The organism is Streptomyces sp. NBC_00285 (assembly GCF_036174265.1).
Taxonomy (GTDB): Bacteria; Actinomycetota; Actinomycetes; order Streptomycetales; family Streptomycetaceae; genus Streptomyces.
Map to the genome: position 1 here is coordinate 5,388,303 of NZ_CP108055.1, position 21,508 is coordinate 5,409,810.

The following is a 21,508-nucleotide window of genomic DNA, read 5'->3' on the forward strand; positions in this document are numbered from 1 at the left end:
TCCTCCTGAACCGCCCCGAGCCTGCCGGCTTCAGGGTGCTCCCACCAGCAGTTCCGACGCCGCCTCCCGCGCGGCCATCTCCCGCAGGGGCCCCTCCACGGCCGCCAACTCCTCGTAGGAGCCCCGCTGCACCACCCGTCCCGCGTCGAGCACGACCACCTCGTCCACCGACTCGAGCCCGGCCAGCCGGTGGGTGATGAGGAGTGTCGTACGGCCCTGTGTGGCAGCCAGCAGATCGACGGTGAGCGCGTCCGCGGTGGGCAGGTCGAGATGTTCGGCGGGCTCGTCGAGGACGAGGACGGGGAAGTCCGCGAGCAGCGCCCGGGCCAGCGCGAGGCGCTGCCGCTGGCCGCCGGACAGCCACGCCCCGTGTTCGCCGACCAGCGTGTCGAGTCCGTCGGGAAGGCCATCCGCCCAGTCGAGCAGCCGGGCCCGCCGCAGGGCATCCCTCAACTCGTCCTCGGTCGCGTCCTTCTTCGCCAGGAGCAGGTTCTCGCGCACCGAGCTGTCGAAGAGGTGCGCGTCCTGTGCGCACAGCCCCACCAGCCGCCGTACGTCGTCGCTGTGCAGCCCGTAGGCGTCCACGCCGCCCAGGGTGTACGTGCCGGTGTCCGCGTCCAGGAAGCGCAGCAGTACCTGCGCGAGCGTCGTCTTGCCGGAGCCGGACGCCCCGACCACCGCCACCCTGCGGCCCTGGTGAAGGGTCAGGTCGAGCCCGGCGAGCGCGTCCCGGTCCTGGCCCTCGTGACGGGCCGCAAGGCCCTTGAGGACGACCGGGAACGGTGAGGCGGGCGCCGGTCGGCTGCTTTCCGGCTCCCGTACGGGCTCGGGCGCGTCCAGCACCTCGTACACGCGCTCCGCGCTCCTGCGCACCCGCTGGCGGTACTGCACGGCGAGCGGCAGCCCGAGGACCGCCTCGAAGGCGGCCAGCGGAGTGAGGACCACGACGGCCATGGCGATCCCGCCCAGTCGGCCGGCGGCGACCGCCTGGACGCCGACGAGGGCGGTGGCCGTGACGGTCAGACCGCAGATCACTGCGGTGAGTCCGTCACCGAGGGCGGTGGCAGTGGCGGCCCGGGAGGCGATCCGCTTGAGGACGCCATCAGCTCGCCGTGTCTCCGCCGTGCGGGCGGGCAGGGCGCCGGCGACGGTCAATTCGGCGGTGCCGGTGAGGAGATCGGTCACGCGGGTGGCCAGTTCCCCGCGGGCGGGCGCGAGCCTGTGCTCGGCCCGCCGGGCCACGGCACCGGTAACCAGCGGGACACCCGCACCGGCCGCCAGCAGGCCCGCGGCGAGCACGGCACCGGCCTCGGGCAACAGCCAGGCCGTGAAGCCCACGGAAGCTGCCGACACCACGACCGCGGCACCGGCCGGCAACAGCCAGCGCAGCCAGTAGTCCTGAAGCGCGTCCACATCGGAGACGAGCCGCGAGAGCAGATCACCGCGGCGAGCCGTCCGCAGACCGGACGGCGCAAGTCGTTCCAGCCGCCGGTAGACGGCGACCCGGGTGTCGGCGAGCATCCGCAGCACGGCGTCGTGCGACACCAGCCGCTCCGCGTACCGGAACACCGCCCGTCCGATCCCGAAGGCCCTGGTCGCCGTCACGGCCACCATCAGATACAGCACGGGCGGCTGCTGCGAGGCTCGCGAGATCAACCACCCGGAGGTGGCCATCAGCCCCACGGCACTACCGAGGGCGAGACTGCCGAGGAGCAGCGCGAGAACGAGTCGGCCACGCCGGGGACCGGACATGGCGCGCACCCGGGCGAGAGTGCTGCGCCGGTCCGGCGGCACATCGGTCACCGAGGGTCCGGCCGAGGCGACGACGCTGGTCCCCACCACTGGTGCCGCGGATGCCCTGGCCGTGGCCTCAACCGGCGCCTGGGGCACCGGCTCCGCCAGCCGCACCACCCGGTCCGCCACGCCGAGCAGCGCCGGCCGATGCACCACCAGTAGCACCGTCCGTCCGGCCGCCAGTCGCCGTACCGCCGCCACGACCTCCGCCTCGGTGGCTCCGTCGAGCGCCGCCGTCGGCTCGTCGAGGAGCAGTACAGGACGATCCGCGAGGAACGCCCGTGCCAGCGCGAGCCGTTGCCGCTGTCCGGCGGACAGCCCGGCCCCGTCCTCACCGAGCACGGTGTCGGCCCCGCGAGGCAGTGCGTCGACGAACTCCAGCGCCCCCGCGTCCGCCAACGCCCGCCGTACGGCGGACTCGTCCGCGTCGGGGCACGCCAGCCGTATGTTCTCGGCGATCGTCCCGGCGAACAGCTGCGGCCGCTGCGGCACCCATGCGATACGCGACCGCCACTCCTCCAGGTCCACCTCGGCGAGATCGGCGTCCCCGATCCGCACCCGCCCCTCGGTGGGCCGGACGAATCCCAGGAGGACGTTCAGCAGCGTCGACTTGCCCGCGCCGCTGGGCCCGACCAGAGCGACCGTCTCCCCGGGCGCGATCTGGAAGGACGCATCCGTGATGGCGTCCCCTGAGCGACCCGGGTAGCGAACGGTGACCTGCTCGAAGGAGAGCGCACCCGCAGGCACAGGGCCGGTCCCCGATGGCGGGACCGGCGTCTCCAGGACCGCGAAGATCTCCTCTGCGGCTGCCAGCCCTTCCGCCGCCGCGTGATACTGCGCGCCCACCTGACGCAGGGGCAGATACGCCTCGGGGGCCAGGATGAGGATGACCAGGCCGTCGTACAGATGCATCTCGCCGTGGACGAGCCGCATCCCGATCGTCACGGCGACCAGCGCGACGGAGAGCGTCGACAGCAACTCCAGCGCGAAGGAGGAGATGAAGGCGATCCGCAGCGTCCGCATGGTCGCCTGCCGGTACTCACCGGTGATGCGCCGGATCGACTCGGCCTGCGCCTTGGCCCGGCCGAACACCTTCAGGGTCGGCAGCCCCGTGACGACGTCCAGGAAATGCCCCGACAGTCGGGACAGCAGCCGCCACTGCTGGTCCATCCGGGACTGGGTGGCCCAGCCGATCAGCATCATGAAAACCGGGATGAGCGGCAGGGTTCCGACGATGATGGCCGCCGAGACCCAGTCCTCGGTCACGATCCGCGCCAGCACCGCCACCGGCACGACCGCCGCCAGCCCCAACTGCGGGAGGTAGCGGGAGAAGTAGTCGTCGAGGGCGTCGACTCCCCTGGTGGCAAGGGCGACCAAGGACCCGGTCCGCTGTCCGCTCAGCCACCCGGGGCCGAGGGCCGCGGCCCGATCCAGCAGCCGCCTCCGAAGCTCCGACTTCACCGCGGCACTCGCACGATGGGCGGCCAGCTCGGTGAGCCAGGAGACGAGTCCGCGACCGACGGCTACCGTCGCCAACAGCACCAGGGGAGTGCGGAGTTCAGCGACCGACAGACCGTGCTGGAACGCGCCGACCACGATCTCGGCGATGAGCATCGCCTGGGCGATGACCAACAGGGCGCCGAGGACTCCCAGGCCGACCACCGCTACCAAGAAGAGCCTGGTGGCCCTGGCGTATCGGAGCAGGCGTGGATCGATCGGTTTCACGTGAAACACACCCTCTTCTCAAGGGGCACGTTTCACGTGAAACGTGCCCCGCGTCGGGCTCAGTGCGCGGCGTCGGCGATGTGCTGCGTACCGATCCGCTTGCGGAACACCCAGTACGTCCACCCCTGGTAGAGCATCACGACGGGTGTGGCGATCCCCGCGCACCAGGTCATGATCTTCAGGGTGTACGGGCTCGACGAGGCGTTGGTGACCGTCAGGCTCCAGTCCGCGTTGAGCGAGGACGGCATGACGTTGGGGAAGAGCGTCAGGAAGAGCATCGCCACAGCGGCCACGATGGTGATGCCGGACAGCGCGAACGACCATCCCTCACGGCCTGCCTGGTTGGCCACCAGAGCGGCGACCAACGCGGCCACGGCAACCACCATCGCGACCAGACTCTTGCCGTCACCAGCGTCGACCTGGGTCCACAGCAGGAAGATCAGCGCCAGAACGGCCGTGACGAGACCGACCACCGAGGCCAGCTTCCGCGCCCGCTCCCTGATCTCACCGACGGTCTTGAGGGCCGTGAACACCGTGCCGTGGAAGGTGAACAGCGTCAGCGTCACCAGACCGCCGAGAACGGCGTACGGGTTGAACAGGTCCCACAGGGTGCCGACGTACTCGAAGTTCCGGTCGATCTTCACTCCGTGCGCGATGTTGCCGAAGGCGACGCCCCACAGGAAGGCGGGGATGAGCGAGGTCCAGAAGATCGCGGTCTCCCAGTTGCGCTGCCAGTTCTCCTCGGGCCGCTTGGCCCGGTACTCGAAGGCGACACCGCGGACGATCAGGCAGACCAGAATGACCAGCAACGGCAGATAGAACCCGGAGAAGAGCGTGGCGTACCACTCCGGGAAGGCCGCGAAGGTCGCACCGCCCGCCGTCAGCAGCCACACCTCGTTGCCGTCCCAGACGGGACCGATGGTGTTGATCAGGACGCGCTTCTCGACCCGGTTGCGGGCGAGCAGCTTGGTGAGGACACCGACCCCGAAGTCGAAGCCCTCCAGGAAGAAGTAGCCGGTCCACAGGACCGCGATGAGCACGAACCAGACGTCGTGAAGTTCCATGACTTGAGCTCCCTTGGCCTAGGGCGAGGCCTAGTACGAGAAGGCCATCGGCTTGTCGGCGTCACGGGCGTCGCCGCCGATCTTCGTGGGCGGGTTGAGGTCGGCCTCCGTGAGCTCGGGCGGGCCCGCCTTGATGTACTTCACGAGCAGCTTGACCTCGACGACGGCGAGGACGGCGTACAGGGCCGTGAAGGTGATCATCGAGATGAGGACCTCGGCCTGGGAGACGCCGGGGGAGACCGCGTGCCGGGTCTGCAGGACGCCGTAGACGACCCACGGCTGACGGCCCATCTCGGTGAAGATCCAGCCCCAGGAGTTGGCGATCAGCGGGAAGCCCAGGGTCCAGATCGACACCAGCCAGTAGAGCCTGCCGAGCTTGGGGCTGAGCGCCTTGTTCCTGAACAGGACCAGATGCGGCACCTCGTCCTCGGCGACCCGCAGGTGCTGCGGCAGCATGAACTTCTTGCGGGTCAGCCAGAGTCCGGCAAGTCCGACGGCGAAGGACGTCATGCCGAAGCCGATCATCCAGCGGAACGCCCAGAAGGTGACGGGGATGTTGGGACGGTAGTCGCCCGGCCCGTACTTCTGCTGCTCGGCCTTGTTCACGTCGTTGATGCCGGGGATGTACGAGGTGAAGTCGTCGTTGGCGAGGAAGGACAGCAGGCCGGGGATCTCGATGGCCACGGTGTTGTGGCCCTTCTCCACGTCGCCGTAGGCGAAGATCGAGAACGGGGCGGAGTCCTGGCCGTCCCACAGCGCCTCGGCGGCCGCCATCTTCATCGGCTGCTGCTTGAACATGACCTTGCCGAGAGTGTCACCGCTGATGGCGGTGAGCATGCCGGCGATGACCACGGTGACGAGGCCCAGCCGCAGCGAGGTCTTCATCACGGGGATGTGCTTCTTGCGGAACAGATGGAAGGCCGCGATGCCGACCATGAACGCGCCTCCGGTCAGGAAGCACGCGCTGAGTGTGTGGAAGGCCTGGGCGAGAGCGGTGTTCTGGGTCAGCACCAGCCAGAAGTCGGTGAGCTCGGCCCGGCCCTTCGCCTCGTTGATCCGGTAGCCGACCGGGTGCTGCATCCACGAGTTGGCCGCGAGGATGAAGTACGCCGACAGGATCGTGCCGATCGAGACCATCCAGATGCAGGCCAGGTGGATCTTCTTGGGCAGCTTGTCCCAGCCGAAGATCCACAGTCCGATGAAGGTGGACTCGAAGAAGAAGGCGATCAGCGCCTCGAAGGCGAGCGGGGCACCGAAGACGTCACCGACGAAGCGCGAGTAGTCGGACCAGTTCATGCCGAACTGGAACTCCTGCACGATGCCGGTGACCACACCCATCGCGATGTTGATCAGGAAGAGCTTGCCCCAGAACTTGGTGGCCCTGAGGTACCGCTCGTTCTCCGTACGCACCCATGCGGTCTGGAGGCCGGCCGTGAGGGCGGCCAGCGAGATCGTCAGGGGGACGAACAGGAAGTGGTAGACGGTGGTGATGCCGAACTGCCAGCGCGCCAGGGTCTCCGGCGCCAGAGCCAGGTCCACGTCGCCGCTCCTTACCTCACAGGCTTGTGGAACATATGCGTGCGAAAGGTTCGCTTGTGAAAGCGTTCACATTCACAAGCCAGTATGCCGCATGCCTGTTCGGCATGGAGCACGTGGGGGGTCCCTAAGCGGGGTCCGATAGGTCACACCTGACTGGGGCCGTTCGGCACATGGCACGGGGCGCCTCGGTTCCACGTGAAACCAAGACGCCCCACAGCTCGCGACAGACTCACAACTCCTTGCGGAAGCCCTCCGCCACCTTCAGGAAGATGTCGTTCGCCTCGTTCTCCCCGACCGTCACCCGCACACCCTCACCCGGGAACGGCCGCACGACCACGCCGTGCTGCTCGCACGCCGCGGCGAAGTCGACCGTGCGCTCCCCCAGCCGCAGCCACACGAAGTTGGCCTGGCTCTCGGGCACCGTCCAGCCCTGGGCCCGTAGCCCCTCCACCACGCGATTGCGCTCACCGACCAGTGAACCGACCCGGCCCAGCAGAGCATCCTCGGCCCGCAGCGAGGCGATCGCCGCCTCCTGCGCGAGCTGGCTGACCCCGAAGGGCACCGCCGTCTTGCGCAACGCCGCGGCCACCGGCTCGTGGGCGATAGCGAAACCGACCCTGAGGCCCGCGAGGCCGTACGCCTTGGAGAAGGTGCGCAGCACACAGACGTTCGGCCTCGTGCGGTACAGCTCCACTCCGTCCGGTACCTCGGGGTCCCGGATGAACTCGCGGTACGCCTCGTCGAGCACCACCAGCACGTCACCGGGCACCCGGTCGAGGAACCGTTCCAGCTCGGGCCGCTTCACGACCGTGCCCGTCGGGTTGTTCGGGTTGCAGACGAAGATCAGCCGGGTCCGGTCCGTGATCGCGTCGGCCATGGCGTCCAGGTCGTGCACATCGCCCGCCGTCAGGGGCACCTGAACCGAGGTGGCGCCGCTGATCTGCGTGATAATCGGGTACGCCTCGAAGGACCGCCAGGCGTAGATCACCTCGTCCCCGGGACCGGAGGTCGCCTGGATCAGCTGCTGGGCGACCCCGACCGAGCCGGTCCCGGTGGCCAGGTGGGAGAGCGGAACGCCGAAGCGCTCCGAGAGCTCGTTCATCAGACCCGTGCACGCCATGTCCGGGTAGCGGTTGAAGGAGGCGGCCGAGGCGGTCACGGTCTCCAGCACGCCCGGCAACGGCGGATAGGGGTTCTCGTTGGAGGACAGCTTGTAGGCCACCGGACCGTCGGCCGCGGCGGGCTTGCCCGGCTTGTAGGTGGGGACACCCTCCAGCTCGGCGCGCAGCTTGGGGCTCTTCTCGCTCACCGCAGTCCTCCTCATGACCACCCGCTTCCAATACTGCTCACCTTATGAGGATTGGGCCCGACTGCGTACAGGTGAGGTCCAACCTCATCAGCCCCTTGGGCATCACGGGCATCACTGTACGAAGTCGGACGAACCAGGGGGCGCGGTCACATATATCTATGCGCCGGTGGCTCGCGCCGTGGCGCGCGTCACCCGTGCAGGTGAGTTGAGACCTCTTCGAAACATCGGGAACTTGGCAGGCTCATGCGTGCCGACAAGTTACGTAGTGCCATTGGATCGTTTAACTGTCTCTATTTCAAAGGTAGTTGCCATGAAATGACCTTGCAGAAACGTGCCTGTCAACGCGTGCATATGCGTCCGCCCTACCCCACCGGATGAGCCCTACTATCGGCTCGCCATGACAGCAGCAGGGAAGCACCAGGTGAGCCGCGCGGAAACCTCACGTCGAGGCAGCCGGCCGGGCCGAGCGGGCATCAGAGACGTGGCCGCCGCCGCCGGAGTCTCCATCACGACCGTCTCCGATGCCCTGAACGGCAAGGGCAGACTGCCGGACGCCACCCGCCGCCACGTCAGGGAGGTCGCCGACCGATTGGGCTACCGGCCCTCCGCCGCGGCCAGAACCCTCCGTACCGGCAAGTCAGGACTCATCGGCCTGACCGTGACGACGTACGGGGATGAACCTTTCACCTTCACCGAGTTCGCGTACTTCGCCGAGATGGCACGAGCCGCCACCTCCGCCGCACTCGCCCGCGGCTACGCCCTCGTCATCCTGCCCGCGACCTCACGCCACGACGTGTGGTCGAACGTCGCCCTGGACGGCACCGTGGTCATCGACCCGTCCGACCATGACCCGGTCGTCAGCGAGTTGGTCCGGCAGGGTTTACCGGTGGTCTCCGACGGCCGCCCGGCGGGCACACTCCCGGTCACCGCCTGGGTCGACAACGACCACGAGGCCGCCGTACTCGGCATCCTCGAGCACCTGGCCGACGCCGGCGCCCGCCGCATCGGCCTGCTGACGGGTACGACGACGGACACATACACCCATCTGTCGACCACCGCGTATCTGCGCTGGTGCGAGCGGGTGGGCCAGGACCCGGTCTACGAGGCCTACCCGGCACACGATCCGTGCGCGGGCGCCGTCGCCGCCGATCGGCTGCTCGCGCGCCCCGACCGCCCCGACGCCGTGTACGGCCTGTTCGACCCGAACGGCACCGACCTGCTAGCCGCCGCGCGCCGCTACGGTCTGCGCGTTCCGGAGGACCTGCTGATCGTCTGTTGCAGCGAGTCGACCGTGTACGCCAGCACAGAGCCGCCCGTCACCACGCTCTCCCTCAAGCCGCGCCGCATCGGCACGGCCGTGGTCCAGCTCCTCATCGACGCCATCGAGGGGGTCGAATCGGACCAACCGGTCGAGCAGGTGATACCGACGGAGCTGATCGTGCGCACCTCGTCCCAGCGGCGAGCCCCGCGCACGACGGTCAGCCCACCGCGATCACCCGAGGGGAAGTAGCCCGAGAACGGCCGGGCGATGACCGAAGCCCGGCCCAATCGGGGCGAATGCCGCAGTGAACAGGAGTCTTGCTCCGATTCACCACCCCTGGGTCATCACACGGCGCGATCCGCATTCCTATGATGGGCCCACGACACCGCGGGCCGCTGCGACCAGGCAGTCCGAAGCGGTGCACATGCGGCGCGATGGTGGAGGGGTCTGATGACTCAGGGGGCCGGTCAGGGACCCGAGGCGGAGCACACGGCGGTGCTGCGTGACTTCCGGGTACCCGCGTACGTCAGCGAGACCGGTCCGTTCGGCCACAGCACGCACCCCGGCGACGTGGCTCCGGCCCACGAAGAGGCGTACCCGGAGGGGTACACCCCCACCGAGCAGGATCTGCCCGTCATCAGCCAGGACGACGAGTTCAAGACGGCCGCCGACCCCGCGTCCGACGACGCGGCGGACGGTCCCGGTCCGCTGTTCGTCGTCGGCGACGTCCACGGCTACCTCGACGAACTGATGGCCGCTCTCGGCGAGAAGGGCCTCATCGACGCGGCGGGCAACTGGTGTGCGGGCACCGCCCGGCTGTGGTTCCTCGGCGACTTCACCGACCGCGGGCCCGACGGCATCGGCGTCATCGACCTCGTGATGCGGCTGTCCGCGGAGGCCGCCGCGGCCGGCGGCTACTGCAAGGCACTCATGGGCAACCACGAGCTGCTGCTGCTCGGCGCGAAGCGGTTCGGCGACACTCCCGTCAACTCCGGCGCGGGCACCGCCACCTTCCAGGCGGCCTGGCTGCTCAACGGCGGCCAGAAGACCGACATGGACCGCCTCCAGGACCACCATCTGCAGTGGATGGCACGGCTGGACGCCGTCGAGGAGGTCGACGGCCACCTGCTCGTCCACTCCGACACCACCGCCTATCTGGACTACGGCGACTCGATCGAAGCGGTCAACGACACGGTCCGCGAGACCCTCACACGCAACGACGCGGACGAGGTGTGGGATGTGTTCCGCAAGTTGACCAAGCGCTTCTCCTTCCGCGACGAGGGCGGGGCCGGCCATGTGCGCTCCCTGCTCGATACGTACGGCGGCGTCCGGATCGTTCACGGCCACAGCCCGATCCCGTATCTGCTCGGCGACGTGGGCTCCGAGGACGACGAGGACGATTCCGGTCCGGTGGTCGAAGGACCGCACGTCTACGCCGACGGACTGGCCATCGCGATGGACGGCGGGGTGACCATGGCCGGAAAACTGCTGGTCCAGCAACTGCCCCTGGATATCTGAACCATTCCCGGGGCAGGTGTCCCCCTAAGGCGAACTGACCGGCGAGAGCGCAGGCCAGAGGGCAATTTCTGGAAACCCCCTGTCACCCTGTGCCGTCCCGGCTCTACCATCGGCTTATCCGTAGCAGGCTCCCCTCCGTTTCTGCCCGACGGCTCGTTGGCATGCGAGCCCCAAGCCCTACGGAGCATCGGGGGATGCACATGAACAGCGTTCCGCAGCACCTGCTCAGCGAGGACCGCCAGGAGTACGAGCGGATCCTCGACGAGGCGCTGCGCTCCGCCCCACACCGTCCCGAACTGGCCGCTGTCGGACAGCGGCTGAATCCCGAACAGCTGCGCACCATGGCGCTGAACGCCACCGCACTCATCACGGTGGCCGCCGCGACCGAGTACCAGCACTACGTGAAGGTCCGCGAGGAACAGCGCCGTCCGGCGCCGTCCACCCTGTCGTCCGTGCACGAACCCGGCCCCGCCGAGTCGGGCACGGGTGCGATGGGGCTCGCCACCGCCATGGGAGAGGTCGCCGAGACCACCGGTGCGGGCGCCGTCGCCGTCGCCGCGGTCCTGACGCCCGTCCTCGCCGGAATAGCCGCGGCGATCTTCCTTCTTGTGGGCTACATCCTCCAGATGATCAACCCCGAGCCCGCAATCGCCCACACCATGATCACCATCGGCTGGGTGTTCGGGGCCATGACGGCGGCCGCGATCCTGGTCGCCGCCTGCGGCCTGCTGCTCACCGCCCTGCGGAACCGGCCCTCGCCGGGCCCCGGGTACGGCGAGCTCAGCGAGGAAGTGGCCCGGGCCAGGGACTCCTGGCACGACGCACTGCTGGAACGGGGCATCCTTCCCTTCCTCAGGGAGGCTCTGGCCGACCCGGGCACCGTCGCAATGCACCACACGGCACCGCCCGCACCGACCAGCCGCATGCCCAACCTCGGCTACGGCCGCCCCGGCTTCTCCAGCCCCGACGAGGGAGCCTCGGGCGCCCGCCCGAGTTTCAGCAGCCCGGACTACAGCAGCCCGGACTTCGGGGGGCCGGAACACCAGCCGGAGTGACACGAGCCGCAGTCACGCAGCCGGAACAGCCCCTCGGCTTGCGCGCCCACCAAGGGGAGCGCAAGCCGAAGACCCGGCTGCGGGGTGTCGCGCCGTCGGCCATGCCACCCCGCAGCGCACGACAGCCGCAGCCCCGCGAGCCGCGACCAACCGCAACGAGGCGTATTGCGGCAACGGGCCAGCGCTCATGGCCCGCTCGCCGGGAGCCTCGCTCGCCCTGTGGTCTTTCAGTCCGCGATCGGCAGATACACCCGGTTGCCCGACGCAGCGAACTCCTTCGACTTCTGAGCCATCCCTTCCTCGATCTCCTCCTTGCTGTCGCCGTGGCGGCGGCGGATGTCATGGGAGATCTTCATCGAGCAGAACTTCGGCCCGCACATGGAGCAGAAGTGAGCCGTCTTGGCCGGCTCGGCCGGGAGGGTCTCGTCGTGGAACTCTCGGGCCGTGTCCGGGTCCAGGGCGAGGTTGAACTGGTCCTCCCAGCGGAACTCGAAGCGAGCGTCCGAGAGGGCGTCGTCCCACTCCTGGGCGCCTGGGTGTCCCTTGGCGAGGTCGGCCGCGTGGGCGGCGATCTTGTAGGTGATGACTCCGGTCTTGACGTCGTCCCGGTTGGGCAGGCCCAGGTGCTCCTTGGGCGTGACGTAGCAGAGCATCGCGGTGCCCCACCAGGCGATCATCGCGGCGCCGATGCCGGAGGTGATGTGGTCGTAAGCCGGCGCGATGTCGGTGGTCAGCGGGCCGAGCGTATAGAACGGAGCTTCATCGCAGATCTCCTGCTGAAGGTCGATGTTCTCCTTGATCTTGTGCATCGGGACGTGCCCCGGGCCCTCGATCATGGTCTGTACGTTGAAACGCTTCGCGATCCGGTTGAGTTCCCCGAGCGTGCGCAACTCCGCGAACTGCGCCTCGTCGTTGGCGTCCGATATCGAGCCGGGCCTGAGGCCGTCACCCAGCGAGTACGTGACGTCGTAGGCGGCGAGGATCTCGCACAGTTCCTCGAAGTTCTCGTACAGGAACGACTCCTTGTGGTGTGCGAGACACCAGGCCGCCATGATCGAGCCGCCGCGCGAGACGATGCCCGTCTTGCGGTTGGCCGTCAGCGGTACGTACGACAGGCGCACGCCCGCGTGGACCGTCATGTAGTCCACGCCCTGTTCGGCCTGTTCGATCACCGTGTCCTTGTAGATCTCCCAGGTGAGCTCCTCGGCTCGGCCCTCGACCTTCTCCAGTGCCTGGTAGAGCGGCACCGTGCCGATGGGAACGGGGGAGTTGCGCAGTACCCACTCGCGTGTGGTGTGGATGTTGCGGCCGGTGGACAGATCCATGACCGTGTCGGCGCCCCAGCGGGTCGCCCAGGTCATCTTCTCGACCTCCTCCTCGATGGAGGACGTGACCGCGGAGTTGCCGATGTTGGCGTTGACCTTCACCAGGAACCGCTTGCCGATGATCATCGGCTCGATCTCCGGGTGGTTGACGTTGGCCGGCAGCACCGCGCGACCCGCCGCGATCTCCTCGCGGACCACCTCGGGCGAGACGTTCTCCCGAAGAGCCACGTACTCCATCTCCGGAGTGATCTCACCGCGACGGGCATAGGCGAGCTGCGTGACCGCGTTGCCGTCCCGACTGCGGCGCGGCTGACGCGGCCTCCCCGGGAACACCGCGTCGAGGTTGCGCAGTCCGCCCCGCGGTGAGGTGTGCTTGATGCCGTCGTCCTCGGGGCGCACGGGACGGCCCGCGTACTCCTCGGTGTCCCCACGGCCGACGATCCAGTTCTCCCGCAACGGCATCAGACCCCGGCGGACGTCCGTCTCGGCCAGCGGATCGGTATACGGACCCGAGGTGTCGTACAGCGTGACCGACTGCCCGTTGGTGAGGTGCACCTGACGAACCGGCACCCGCAGATCGGAGCGCGAGCCCTCGATGTACGCCTTGTGCCAGCCGATGGACTTTCCGGCCTCCGTGGGGTGTTGTGCCAGGGTTTCTCCCTGAACAGACTGTTCGTCCTGGCTGGAGGCAGGCGTGCGTGCGTCCTTGATGGTCATGAGACCTACTCCCTACGCCGGCATTACCCGGTAACAGGTTCGGCGGTCGACGCAGCGGTTTCCGTCTGCCGACGTTTCGTGGGGAACGTCACTCGTTGATGAGGACGTTCCACGTGAAACATCGCTGGGACGAAGGTCAGCGCCCTCTCAGCCCGGTGCTCCGAGCTCCCGCGTGTACAAAGGTGCCACCACGCTAGCGTCAATTCGGGCGCGGTGAACAGGGGGCCCCATTCGTTCTTGCGATGATCGGTCGGTGACCACGACGCATCAGCCCCCGTACCCGCCTCCCGAGCCACCGCGCCGACCAGGCTCCGGAAACGGACCCGGGTACGGCCCCGGCGGCGGCTTCCCCAGCAGGTCCGGAGCCGGCGGACCAGGCGGCCGGCACGAGCATGAGCACGGCGATGCGCACGCCTTCAGCCAAGGGCACCGAGCCGGCGACGGTGACGTTGGCCACGGCGGCAACCATGGCGGAGGCGACCGCGGTGGTCATGGCGGCCATGGTGGAGGTGACGACGGCCACGGACACAACTCCGGCGACGGGCACGGACATGGGCACGAGGACGGGAGCGGTCCCACCAGTGGCGGTGGTGGCGGTGGCGGCCACTCGCACGGTCACAGCCACGGCCCGGCGACCCCTGTCTCCAAGCATCTGCGGAAGGTCATCGCGGCCATCCTGATCCCGTTCGGCGCGGCCGTCCTGGTGGGGCTCGTGGTGCTCTGGCCCGGTGGCGCCCCAGCACACGAACGCACCGGGGTCGGCTTCGACCGGCAGACCCAGCAGGCCACGGTCAGCAAGGTCGTGAGCGTCAGCTGCAAGTCGGTCAACGCCTCGGGAGAGGCCCCGACCGGGGACACCTCCACCGCCGAGGGCTCCTCCGCCGAGCAGCAGGCGAACGGCACCTGCAAGAAGGCGACGATCCGGGTCGACACCGGCACTGACAAGGGCCGCACCTTCACGGAGATCGTCCAGCCGGACCAGTCACGGCAGTTGCACCAGGGTCAGAAGGTCGTGGTCGCGTACGAGCCCTCGGCGCCCAGGGACCTGCAGTACTCGGTCACCGACGTGAACCGCAGGTTCCCGATGGGCCTGCTGGCCGGCATCTTCGCACTCGCCGTCGTGGTCGTCGGGCGGTTGCGCGGGGTCATGGCACTGGTCGCGCTGGCCATCAGCTTCATGGTGCTCAACTTCTTCGTCCTGCCCGCGATCCTGCAGGGCTCGAACCCACTGCTCGTGGCGGTGATCGGGTCGAGCGCCATCATGCTGATCGCCCTCTACCTGTGCCACGGTCTGTCGGCCCGTACCTCCGTGGCGGTACTGGGCACCCTGATCTCCCTGGTGCTCATCGGCATCCTCGGCTCGCAGTTCATCGGCTGGGCCGCCCTCACCGGCAACACCGACGACAACACCGGGCTCATCCACGGGCTGTACCCGTCGATCGACATGAGCGGTCTGCTGCTCGCCGGCGTCATCATCGGCTCGCTCGGTGTCCTGGACGATGTGACGGTCACGCAGACCTCGGCGGTCTGGGAGCTTCACGAGGCCAACCCCGCGATGGGCTGGCGTGGGCTGTACCGCGCCGGTATCCGCATCGGCCGCGACCACATCGCGTCCGTCGTCAACACGCTCGTTCTCGCTTACGCGGGTGCTGCGTTGCCGCTGCTGCTGCTCTTCTCCATCGCCCAGTCCAGCGTGGGGGTCGTCGCCAACAGCGAGTTGGTGGCGGAGGAGATCGTGCGGACCCTGGTCGGCTCGATCGGCCTCGTCGCCTCGGTACCGGTCACCACGGTCCTCGCAGCTCTGGTGGTCTCGGCCGACCGGCCAGGAAAAGCGACAGTGGGGGTGGGGGCCACGGCACCTGCGCCCGTGGCGGCGACCAGCGTGAGCGCGGGCACGGCAGGTGGCCGCCCTACTCCGTCCCGGGGCGGAAAGGGACGGCGGCGCAGGCACTGAGAGTGCCCACTCCCGAGCGCACGACCAGGTGACGCAGCTCTGGGACACCGGGCGCGTGGACGCGTGGACGCGGGAAGCAGCGTTCTCAGGCGGGAGGACGGGGGACCGGAAGGCTTGGGCGCCGGGAGGAATGCCGTGCGCTGAGAGGCGTAGGGGCAAAGGTTCCGGATCCCCCGGATCAGCCGCCACACCGCCCCACGGGCAACGCGCGATCGCGCTCAGGGCGTTCGGATACGTCAACAGTCCCCAGACGCGCCCGCCTCGACCAAGTACCCGCACGGCACACACTCAACGGCCTCCTCCAGCACGAGCCTGCCGCTCCGGCACGATCGCCGCTCCTGCCGCTCCTGCCGCTCCTGCCCGAACCCGATCGCATACGCGCCCCGGCTCAAAATCAGCCGGCCGCTCACATCGCCCCGGATCAAGGTCAGCCAGTCACTCGTCTCGCTTCGACACCGACACCCACCCACCCACTGGTCCAGCCCGGGCCAAGCAGCACAGGACCGATCAAGCCGCCGCCCCGCACCCATCCGGCAGAAGCGTTCCTGCGCCCTCCCGGCCCATGATGAAGCGTTCCGCCACCTGCTTGCCCTACGGCGTCAGCCCGCGCTCTGCTCCTCCGCCAGGATTCGGTCCAGCGCCTCGTCGAGGTGAGTATCGAAATCGGCCAGAGCGGCCTCCTGGCCGAGCGGCACCAACTTGTCGGTGCGGTCGAGGAAAGCGATGATCGGCGCCGTCGACGACCGGAACATCGCCTGGTCACCGCCGACCTGAAGCCGGATCAGCACATCGCCCAGCAGTTCGGGACCGGAGGGCGCGACCCGTACGTCGCCCTCACCACAAGGGCGACCCACTCCGTCGATCAGCAGCTCACGCCCGAAGGCCCAGGTCACCGGGGCGTCGCCCGGCAGATGGAACGTCAGCCGGACGGCGTAGGGATCACAGGCCTCGTAGCGCAGCTCCACCGGGATACGGAAGGAGAGCTCCTCCGACACCAGAAAGCTCATCATGACCTCTGCCTGCACGGTCTCGCGCATCGCCTACCCCGTCATCTGCCTTGGTTGGCTGGGAATGATCCCTCTGACACTGGTGGCATCTTGCTGAACGTATACGGCAGATCACAAGGAGTGAGTTTTCAGATACTGATAGAGATCGCGAGCGGACCCATCAGGCGCCCGATTTCCCCTTGCAATTGCTGGGTTGCGGCCAGGAGCCGGTCCGCCTGATGACCGGGTAGGGAGATGGCCATCGTCGCCGCTGTGTTACCCAACGTGATCGGAAGAGCGGCACACACCGTGCCCAGTGCGTACTCCTGACGTTCGATCACCGGCTCCATCCGACCGGTCCGTTCGAGGCGCCTGAGCAGGTTGTGGTTGTCGCGCACCGTGTAGGGAGTGATGGACCGCACGGGATAGCGATCGAGGTGATCGCGGCGGGCCTCCTCGTCGAGCTGGGCCAGCAGGCACTGCCCGATGGCGTGCGCGTGCGCGGTCTCACGGAAGTCGGCCCACTCCTCGACCGCCGGGTTGCCCGGGGTGTCGGAGACGCAGAGGATCTCGATCTCCCCGTCCCGGTACTGCGCGTAGTACACCGGCGCACCGATCAGGTCTCGACAGTGGGCGAGCACCTCGACGACCGTGCTGCGACGTTTCTGCTGGGCTCCACTGCTGCTCAGCCGCTCGGCCGCCTCGCCGAGGAAGAAGAGGCCCCTGTCCCGGCGCAGATAGCCGTCGTGCACGAGGGTGCGCAGCAGGTGGTAGGCCGTGGGGAGCGCCAGCCCGGTCTCCCGGGCCAGTTGTTTGGCCGGGGCTCCGTGCTCGTGCTCCGCGACGGCCTCGAGCAGGCGCATCGCCCGCTGGACGGACCCGATGAGGGTCGCGGGGTGGGATTGCTCCGGCTGTTCGGATGGGGGCGTCGCGCGTCGCTGGACGGGCGCTGTCGGCCGTACGGGAGCGGACGTCCGCCCGGGAGGTGCAGGCCGGCTCTGAGGCGTCGGCTCTGCGGAAGGTGTCGGCCGGACCGAGTCCGCCGGCTGCGCGGGAGCTGTCGTCGGGTGGGTGTCGGGGTGTGCGGATGCGGTGTCAACCGTGGCCAAGGGTCACTCCCGGAGCGCGAGGGGGCAGCCCGTGCGGAGAACACGGGAGGGGGTGTACGCCGCTCGCGGGGTCGTCCCCGCGTCGAATTCCGGACTTTAACGGTCCGCCACCGCCCGCATACGGTCCGTCCGGAAAACTTCCCTCGCCCGAGGTAACAGGTGGTTCCTGTTACCGGTCGCCCCACCCGCTCCGGAGACTCACCAGTTGCTGCGCGAAGAAGTGCTCGACATGAACTTCCGCACGACGTAGACGAGTCCGCCGACCAGGGCCACGAAGACCAGCAGCTTGAAGAGGAGGCCGATGACGAAGCCGACGACCGTGGCTATCAGCCCGCCGAACACGACCAGGGCGATGACCGGCACCGCGATCCACTTCACCCACCACGGCAGCCCCGCGAAAATCTCTCCCATCGCCCTACACCTCTCTGCAGTCCGGCATCTTCCGTGCCGGATCACCAATGTCCTGCACTCGATGCTAGGGCCGACAGGGGCCTCGGCGGGGGCCTCGCACCCCTTGTCCTCCCCTGACTGATCCCCTAGGGAACCCCGAGACCCCAGGTCAGCTCTCCGGGGGAGAGAACACCACCATGACCCTCAGGTCCTCGCTGATGTGGTGGAACTTGTGGGCGACGCCGGCCGGCACGTACACCACGCTGCCGCGCGCCACCTGGGTGGTCTCCATACCCACGGTGATCGCCGCGCGGCCGCTGACCACGAAGTAGATCTCGTCCTGTTGGTGCGGCTGCTGCGGGTCCTGCGCGCCCGCGTCGAGTGCGTACAGGCCGACCGACATGTTCCGCTCACGCAGGAACTGGAGGTAGGCGCCGTCATTGGCGGCGCGCTCCGCCTCCAGTTCGTCCAACCGGAATGCCTTCATCGACTTCGTCCGCCCTCGCCGTGCTTGTGCCTGGTCTCTTCTGCAACGATCAGACACATGAAGAATTTCGTAGTCAAGACGATCGCCAACGCGGGTGCCCTGGCAGTCGCGGTCTGGCTGCTCGACAAGATCACCCTGACCGGTGACAACACGGGCAAGGAGGCCTGGACGCTGATCCTCGTCGCACTCGTCTTCGGCCTGGTGAACTTCCTGGTCAAGCCGGTTTTGAAGGTGCTGACCTTCCCGCTGTTCATCCTGACGCTCGGCCTGTTCACCCTGGTGGTCAACGCGCTGATGCTGATGCTCACCTCGTGGCTGGCCGGCAAGGTCGACCTCAGCTTCCACGTCGAGGGCTTCTGGACCGCCGTACTCGGCGGCCTGATCATCTCGATCGTCTCCTGGGCGCTGCACGTCGTCCTGCCCGACGAGGACTGAGCAGGCCGTGACCTACCGCGTGTGCTTCGTCTGCACCGGCAACATCTGCCGTTCCCCGATGGCCGAGTCGGTCTTCCGCGCCCGTGTGACGGAGGCCGGCCTGGACGGTCTGGTCGAGGTCGACAGCGCCGGTACGGGCGGCTGGCACGAGGGTGACGGCGCCGACCCGCGCACCGTGTCGGTCCTGGAGGAACACGGCTACGACGGCGGCCATACGGCCCGGCAGTTCCAGCCTGGCTGGTTCTCCCGTCTCGACCTCGTCGTCGCCCTCGACGCCGGCCACCTCAAGGCCCTGCGGCGCCTCGCTCCCACCTCGGCGGATGCCGGGAAGGTGCGGCTGTTGCGTTCGTACGACCCGGCTGCGGGCGACGACCTCGACGTCCCGGACCCGTACTACGGAGGCCGGGACGGCTTCGAGGAGTGCCTTGAGATGGTGGAGGCGGCGAGCGAGGGTCTGCTCGCCGCGGTGCGCGAGCAGACGGAAGGACGGGTGGTATGAGCAACAGGGCTGCGGACGACGGAGAGGGCACACGCGCGGTGCGGGCCGGACTGCCCGAGGCGGTCAAGAACGAACCGGCCCTGCCCGGTCCGGCGTTCGCCGCCCATTTCCATCTTCCGGGGGAGGTCGAGGGCCCCTACACCTACGGCCGTGACGCGAACCCGACCTGGACCCTGCTCGAACGTGCCATCGGCGAACTGGAGGCACCTGGGCGGGACGGCGTCGAGACGCTCGTGTTCGCCTCCGGGATGGCCGCCGTCTCGTCGGTGCTCTTCTCCCAGCTGCGCGCCGGCGACACCGTGGTCCTGCCTGACGACTGCTACCAGGCCATGCCCCTGGTACGAACCCAGTTGGAGGCGTACGGCATTGAGGTGCGCACCGCGCCGACCGCAGGGGACGCACAACTCGACGTCCTCGACGGCGCGCGGCTGCTGTGGATCGAGAGTCCGTCCAATCCAGGACTCGACGTGTGCGACATCCGGCGGCTCGCCGAGGCGGCACACGCGCGTGGGGCGCTCGTCGCCGTCGACAACACACTCGCCACACCGCTCGGACAGCGCCCGCTGGAGCTCGGCGCGGACTTCTCCGTGGCCAGCGGCACCAAGCAGCTCACGGGGCACGGAGACGTCCTCCTGGGGTACGTCACCGGCCGCGAGGGCGAGGCCATGGACGCCGTACGCCGTTGGCGGAAGATCGTGGGGGCGATCGCGGGGCCCATGGAGGCCTGGCTCGCGCACCGTTCGATCGCCACGCTCCAGATGCGGGTCGACCGGCAGAACGCGAGCGCCCTGGTGCTCGCCGAGGCGCTGCGCGCGCGGCCCGAAGTGACCGGGCTTCGCTACCCGGGGCTGTCCGACGACCCCTCGCACAAGATCGCTTCACAGCAGATGCGGCGCTATGGATGCGTGGTCTCCTTCACGCTGCCCACGCGCGCGCGTGCCGACCGTTTTCTCGGCGCCCTGCGGCTCGTGGACGACGCGACGAGCTTCGGAGGGGTGCGCTCCACGGCCGAGCGGCGCCTGCGCTGGGGCGGGGACGATGTGCCGGAGGGCTTCATCCGCTTCTCGGTCGGCGCGGAGGATCCCGAGGATCTGGTGGCGGATGTGCTGCGTGCGCTCGACGAGTCGGTCGACTGACCGTTTTCTCGGGCCTTCCCAGGTGTCCGGCTGCTTACAACAGATGTCCGGCTGCGCAGAACGGACGGTCCGAGCCTCCCCCCTCGTGGCTCGGACCGTCCCGGTTCCGCATGGTAAGAACCGCGCGAACAAGGCTAGTTGACTCTGTGTCAGTGTCCAATCACAGTAGCGACAGAGACCTATCGACATATTTATAGTTGGGCCCTGCCCCCACCCCAGACCGGGAGAAGGGCAGGGAAGGGGAGGGCGTCGCCATGGATCTGGCCCTGTTGCGCACCTTTGTGACGGTGCACCGGGCCGGTTCCTTCACCCGCGCCGCCGCGCTGCTCGGCCTGTCGCAGCCTGCCGTCACCTCACAGATCCGCACGTTGGAGCGGCAGTTGGGCCGGCCGCTGTTCCTGCGGCAGGCGCGCGGCGTGACCCCGACCTCCATCGGCGACGAACTCGCCCACAAGGCCGCGCCTCATCTCGATGCCCTGGTGGAGATCGCCGAGACCGGTCTCGACGACGAGTCCTCCCTGCGAACCCTGCATCTCGCGGGGCCTCCCGAGTTCACCGCGGAGCGGGCGCTGCCCGCGCTCACCGAGTTGACCGGTGAGGACGGCCAGGGTTTCGCCCTGCGGGCCTCCTTCGGGAACACCGAGGAAACCCTGGAGGGCCTGGCCGCAGGACATCATGATCTGGCCATCTGTACGGCCCGCCCCCGGGGCGCGTTGCTCACGGCCAGCACGCTCTGCGACGAGGAACACGTCCTGGTCGCCGCCCCCCGCTGGGCCGAGCAGATCGGTTCCGGAGAGACGTACGGCACGCTGGAGACCGTCCCTGATGGCAAGCGAGCGCCGGCGCTGGAGAACATCCCCGTGATCGGGGTGCACGAGTCGCTGCCTTTCGTCTCGCGCTACTGGGCCTCCGTCTTCGATTCCCGTCCGGCCGCACCGGGCACGGTCATCGTGCCCGACCTGCGTGCGGTGCTCGCTTGCGCGGTCGCGGGTGCCGGGCTCGCGGTACTGCCGCGTTATCTGTGCAAGGTTGCCCTGGAGCGTGGTGACGTCGTCGCACTCCACGAACCCACAGTGCCTCCGCTGCGGACGTACTTCTTGGTGGTGCGTACCGGGACACTCGCCATGCCGCATATCGCGCGGGCGCACGACTGGCTGTTGCGGGCCGCTGCAGACTGGTGCTGACCAGGGATTCCACGCGATTCA

General features: G+C 68.6%; 17 protein-coding genes. 8 read left to right on the top strand and 9 right to left on the bottom strand.

Going from position 1 to position 21,508, the window contains the following annotated elements; all coding sequences use genetic code 11:
- Nucleotides 1-30: 30 nt before the first annotated feature.
- From cydD to hisC, 4 genes are all read right to left on the bottom strand, one after another.
- Nucleotides 31-3,519, bottom strand: coding sequence for a thiol reductant ABC exporter subunit CydD (gene cydD / locus OHT57_RS24800; protein WP_328748683.1), 3,489 nt, complete (start codon nucleotides 3,517-3,519; stop codon nucleotides 31-33).
- 59 nt (nucleotides 3,520-3,578) lie between these two features.
- The gene (gene cydB, locus OHT57_RS24805) at nucleotides 3,579-4,583 is read right to left on the bottom strand and encodes a cytochrome d ubiquinol oxidase subunit II (protein ID WP_328748684.1); all 1,005 of its coding nucleotides are present in this window, start codon (nucleotides 4,581-4,583) and stop codon (nucleotides 3,579-3,581) included.
- 30 nt (nucleotides 4,584-4,613) lie between these two features.
- Nucleotides 4,614-6,122, bottom strand: a complete 1,509-nt coding sequence (locus OHT57_RS24810) for a cytochrome ubiquinol oxidase subunit I (RefSeq protein ID WP_328748685.1) — start codon at nucleotides 6,120-6,122, stop codon at nucleotides 4,614-4,616.
- A 229-nt stretch (nucleotides 6,123-6,351) separates the two neighbouring features.
- Nucleotides 6,352-7,431: a histidinol-phosphate transaminase gene (hisC, locus tag OHT57_RS24815; protein WP_328748686.1), complete on the bottom strand. Its 1,080-nt coding sequence runs from the start codon at nucleotides 7,429-7,431 to the stop codon at nucleotides 6,352-6,354.
- A 397-nt stretch (nucleotides 7,432-7,828) separates the two neighbouring features.
- Between hisC and OHT57_RS24820 the strand changes: the two genes are divergently transcribed.
- The 3 genes from OHT57_RS24820 to OHT57_RS24830 all read left to right on the top strand — a co-directional run bounded on the left by OHT57_RS24820 (nucleotide 7,829) and on the right by OHT57_RS24830 (nucleotide 11,265).
- Nucleotides 7,829-8,941 (top strand): LacI family DNA-binding transcriptional regulator, encoded by a 1,113-nt coding sequence (locus OHT57_RS24820; RefSeq protein ID WP_328748687.1) that lies wholly within the window; start codon nucleotides 7,829-7,831, stop codon nucleotides 8,939-8,941.
- Between the two features lie 201 nt (nucleotides 8,942-9,142).
- Nucleotides 9,143-10,210, top strand: coding sequence for a metallophosphoesterase (locus OHT57_RS24825; RefSeq protein ID WP_328748688.1), 1,068 nt, complete (start codon nucleotides 9,143-9,145; stop codon nucleotides 10,208-10,210).
- 194 nt (nucleotides 10,211-10,404) lie between these two features.
- Nucleotides 10,405-11,265 carry a hypothetical protein gene (locus OHT57_RS24830; protein ID WP_328748689.1) on the top strand — a complete coding sequence of 287 codons (861 nt, stop codon included), beginning with the start codon at nucleotides 10,405-10,407 and terminating at the stop codon, nucleotides 11,263-11,265.
- Nucleotides 11,266-11,492: 227 nt separating this feature from the next.
- Here OHT57_RS24830 and thiC read toward each other — a convergent pair whose 3' ends face one another.
- Nucleotides 11,493-13,307 carry a phosphomethylpyrimidine synthase ThiC gene (thiC, locus tag OHT57_RS24835; protein WP_328748690.1) on the bottom strand — a complete coding sequence of 605 codons (1,815 nt, stop codon included), beginning with the start codon at nucleotides 13,305-13,307 and terminating at the stop codon, nucleotides 11,493-11,495.
- 253 nt (nucleotides 13,308-13,560) lie between these two features.
- On the opposite strand from thiC, the gene OHT57_RS24840 reads away from it, so the two are divergent.
- Nucleotides 13,561-15,261 carry a YibE/F family protein gene (locus tag OHT57_RS24840; protein ID WP_328748691.1) on the top strand — a complete coding sequence of 567 codons (1,701 nt, stop codon included), beginning with the start codon at nucleotides 13,561-13,563 and terminating at the stop codon, nucleotides 15,259-15,261.
- Between the two features lie 599 nt (nucleotides 15,262-15,860).
- On the opposite strand, the gene OHT57_RS24845 is transcribed toward OHT57_RS24840, so the two are convergent.
- The 4 genes from OHT57_RS24845 to OHT57_RS24860 all read right to left on the bottom strand — a co-directional run bounded on the left by OHT57_RS24845 (nucleotide 15,861) and on the right by OHT57_RS24860 (nucleotide 18,233).
- Nucleotides 15,861-16,298 (bottom strand): SsgA family sporulation/cell division regulator, encoded by a 438-nt coding sequence (locus tag OHT57_RS24845; RefSeq protein WP_328748692.1) that lies wholly within the window; start codon nucleotides 16,296-16,298, stop codon nucleotides 15,861-15,863.
- 98 nt (nucleotides 16,299-16,396) lie between these two features.
- Nucleotides 16,397-17,131 (bottom strand): IclR family transcriptional regulator, encoded by a 735-nt coding sequence (locus OHT57_RS24850; protein ID WP_328753318.1) that lies wholly within the window; start codon nucleotides 17,129-17,131, stop codon nucleotides 16,397-16,399.
- 423 nt (nucleotides 17,132-17,554) lie between these two features.
- Entirely contained in the window at nucleotides 17,555-17,767 is a 213-nt protein-coding gene (locus OHT57_RS24855; RefSeq protein WP_328748693.1) for a DUF5326 family protein, read from the bottom strand.
- A gap of 148 nt (nucleotides 17,768-17,915) precedes the next feature.
- Nucleotides 17,916-18,233 carry a cupin domain-containing protein gene (locus tag OHT57_RS24860; RefSeq protein WP_328748694.1) on the bottom strand — a complete coding sequence of 106 codons (318 nt, stop codon included), beginning with the start codon at nucleotides 18,231-18,233 and terminating at the stop codon, nucleotides 17,916-17,918.
- Nucleotides 18,234-18,290: 57 nt separating this feature from the next.
- On the opposite strand from OHT57_RS24860, the gene OHT57_RS24865 reads away from it, so the two are divergent.
- The 4 genes from OHT57_RS24865 (at nucleotide 18,291) to OHT57_RS24880 (ending at nucleotide 21,487) form a co-directional block, all read left to right on the top strand.
- Entirely contained in the window at nucleotides 18,291-18,668 is a 378-nt protein-coding gene (locus OHT57_RS24865; RefSeq protein WP_328748695.1) for a phage holin family protein, read from the top strand.
- Between the two features lie 7 nt (nucleotides 18,669-18,675).
- Nucleotides 18,676-19,167: a low molecular weight protein-tyrosine-phosphatase gene (locus tag OHT57_RS24870; RefSeq protein ID WP_328748696.1), complete on the top strand. Its 492-nt coding sequence runs from the start codon at nucleotides 18,676-18,678 to the stop codon at nucleotides 19,165-19,167.
- Nucleotides 19,164-20,303: a cystathionine gamma-lyase gene (locus OHT57_RS24875; protein WP_328748697.1), complete on the top strand. Its 1,140-nt coding sequence runs from the start codon at nucleotides 19,164-19,166 to the stop codon at nucleotides 20,301-20,303. Before OHT57_RS24870 ends, OHT57_RS24875 begins: the two co-directional genes overlap by 4 nt.
- A 254-nt stretch (nucleotides 20,304-20,557) precedes the next feature.
- A complete protein-coding gene (locus tag OHT57_RS24880) occupies nucleotides 20,558-21,487 on the top strand; it encodes a LysR family transcriptional regulator (RefSeq protein ID WP_328748698.1) in 930 nt (309 codons plus the stop codon).
- The last annotated feature ends 21 nt before the right edge of the window (nucleotides 21,488-21,508 follow it).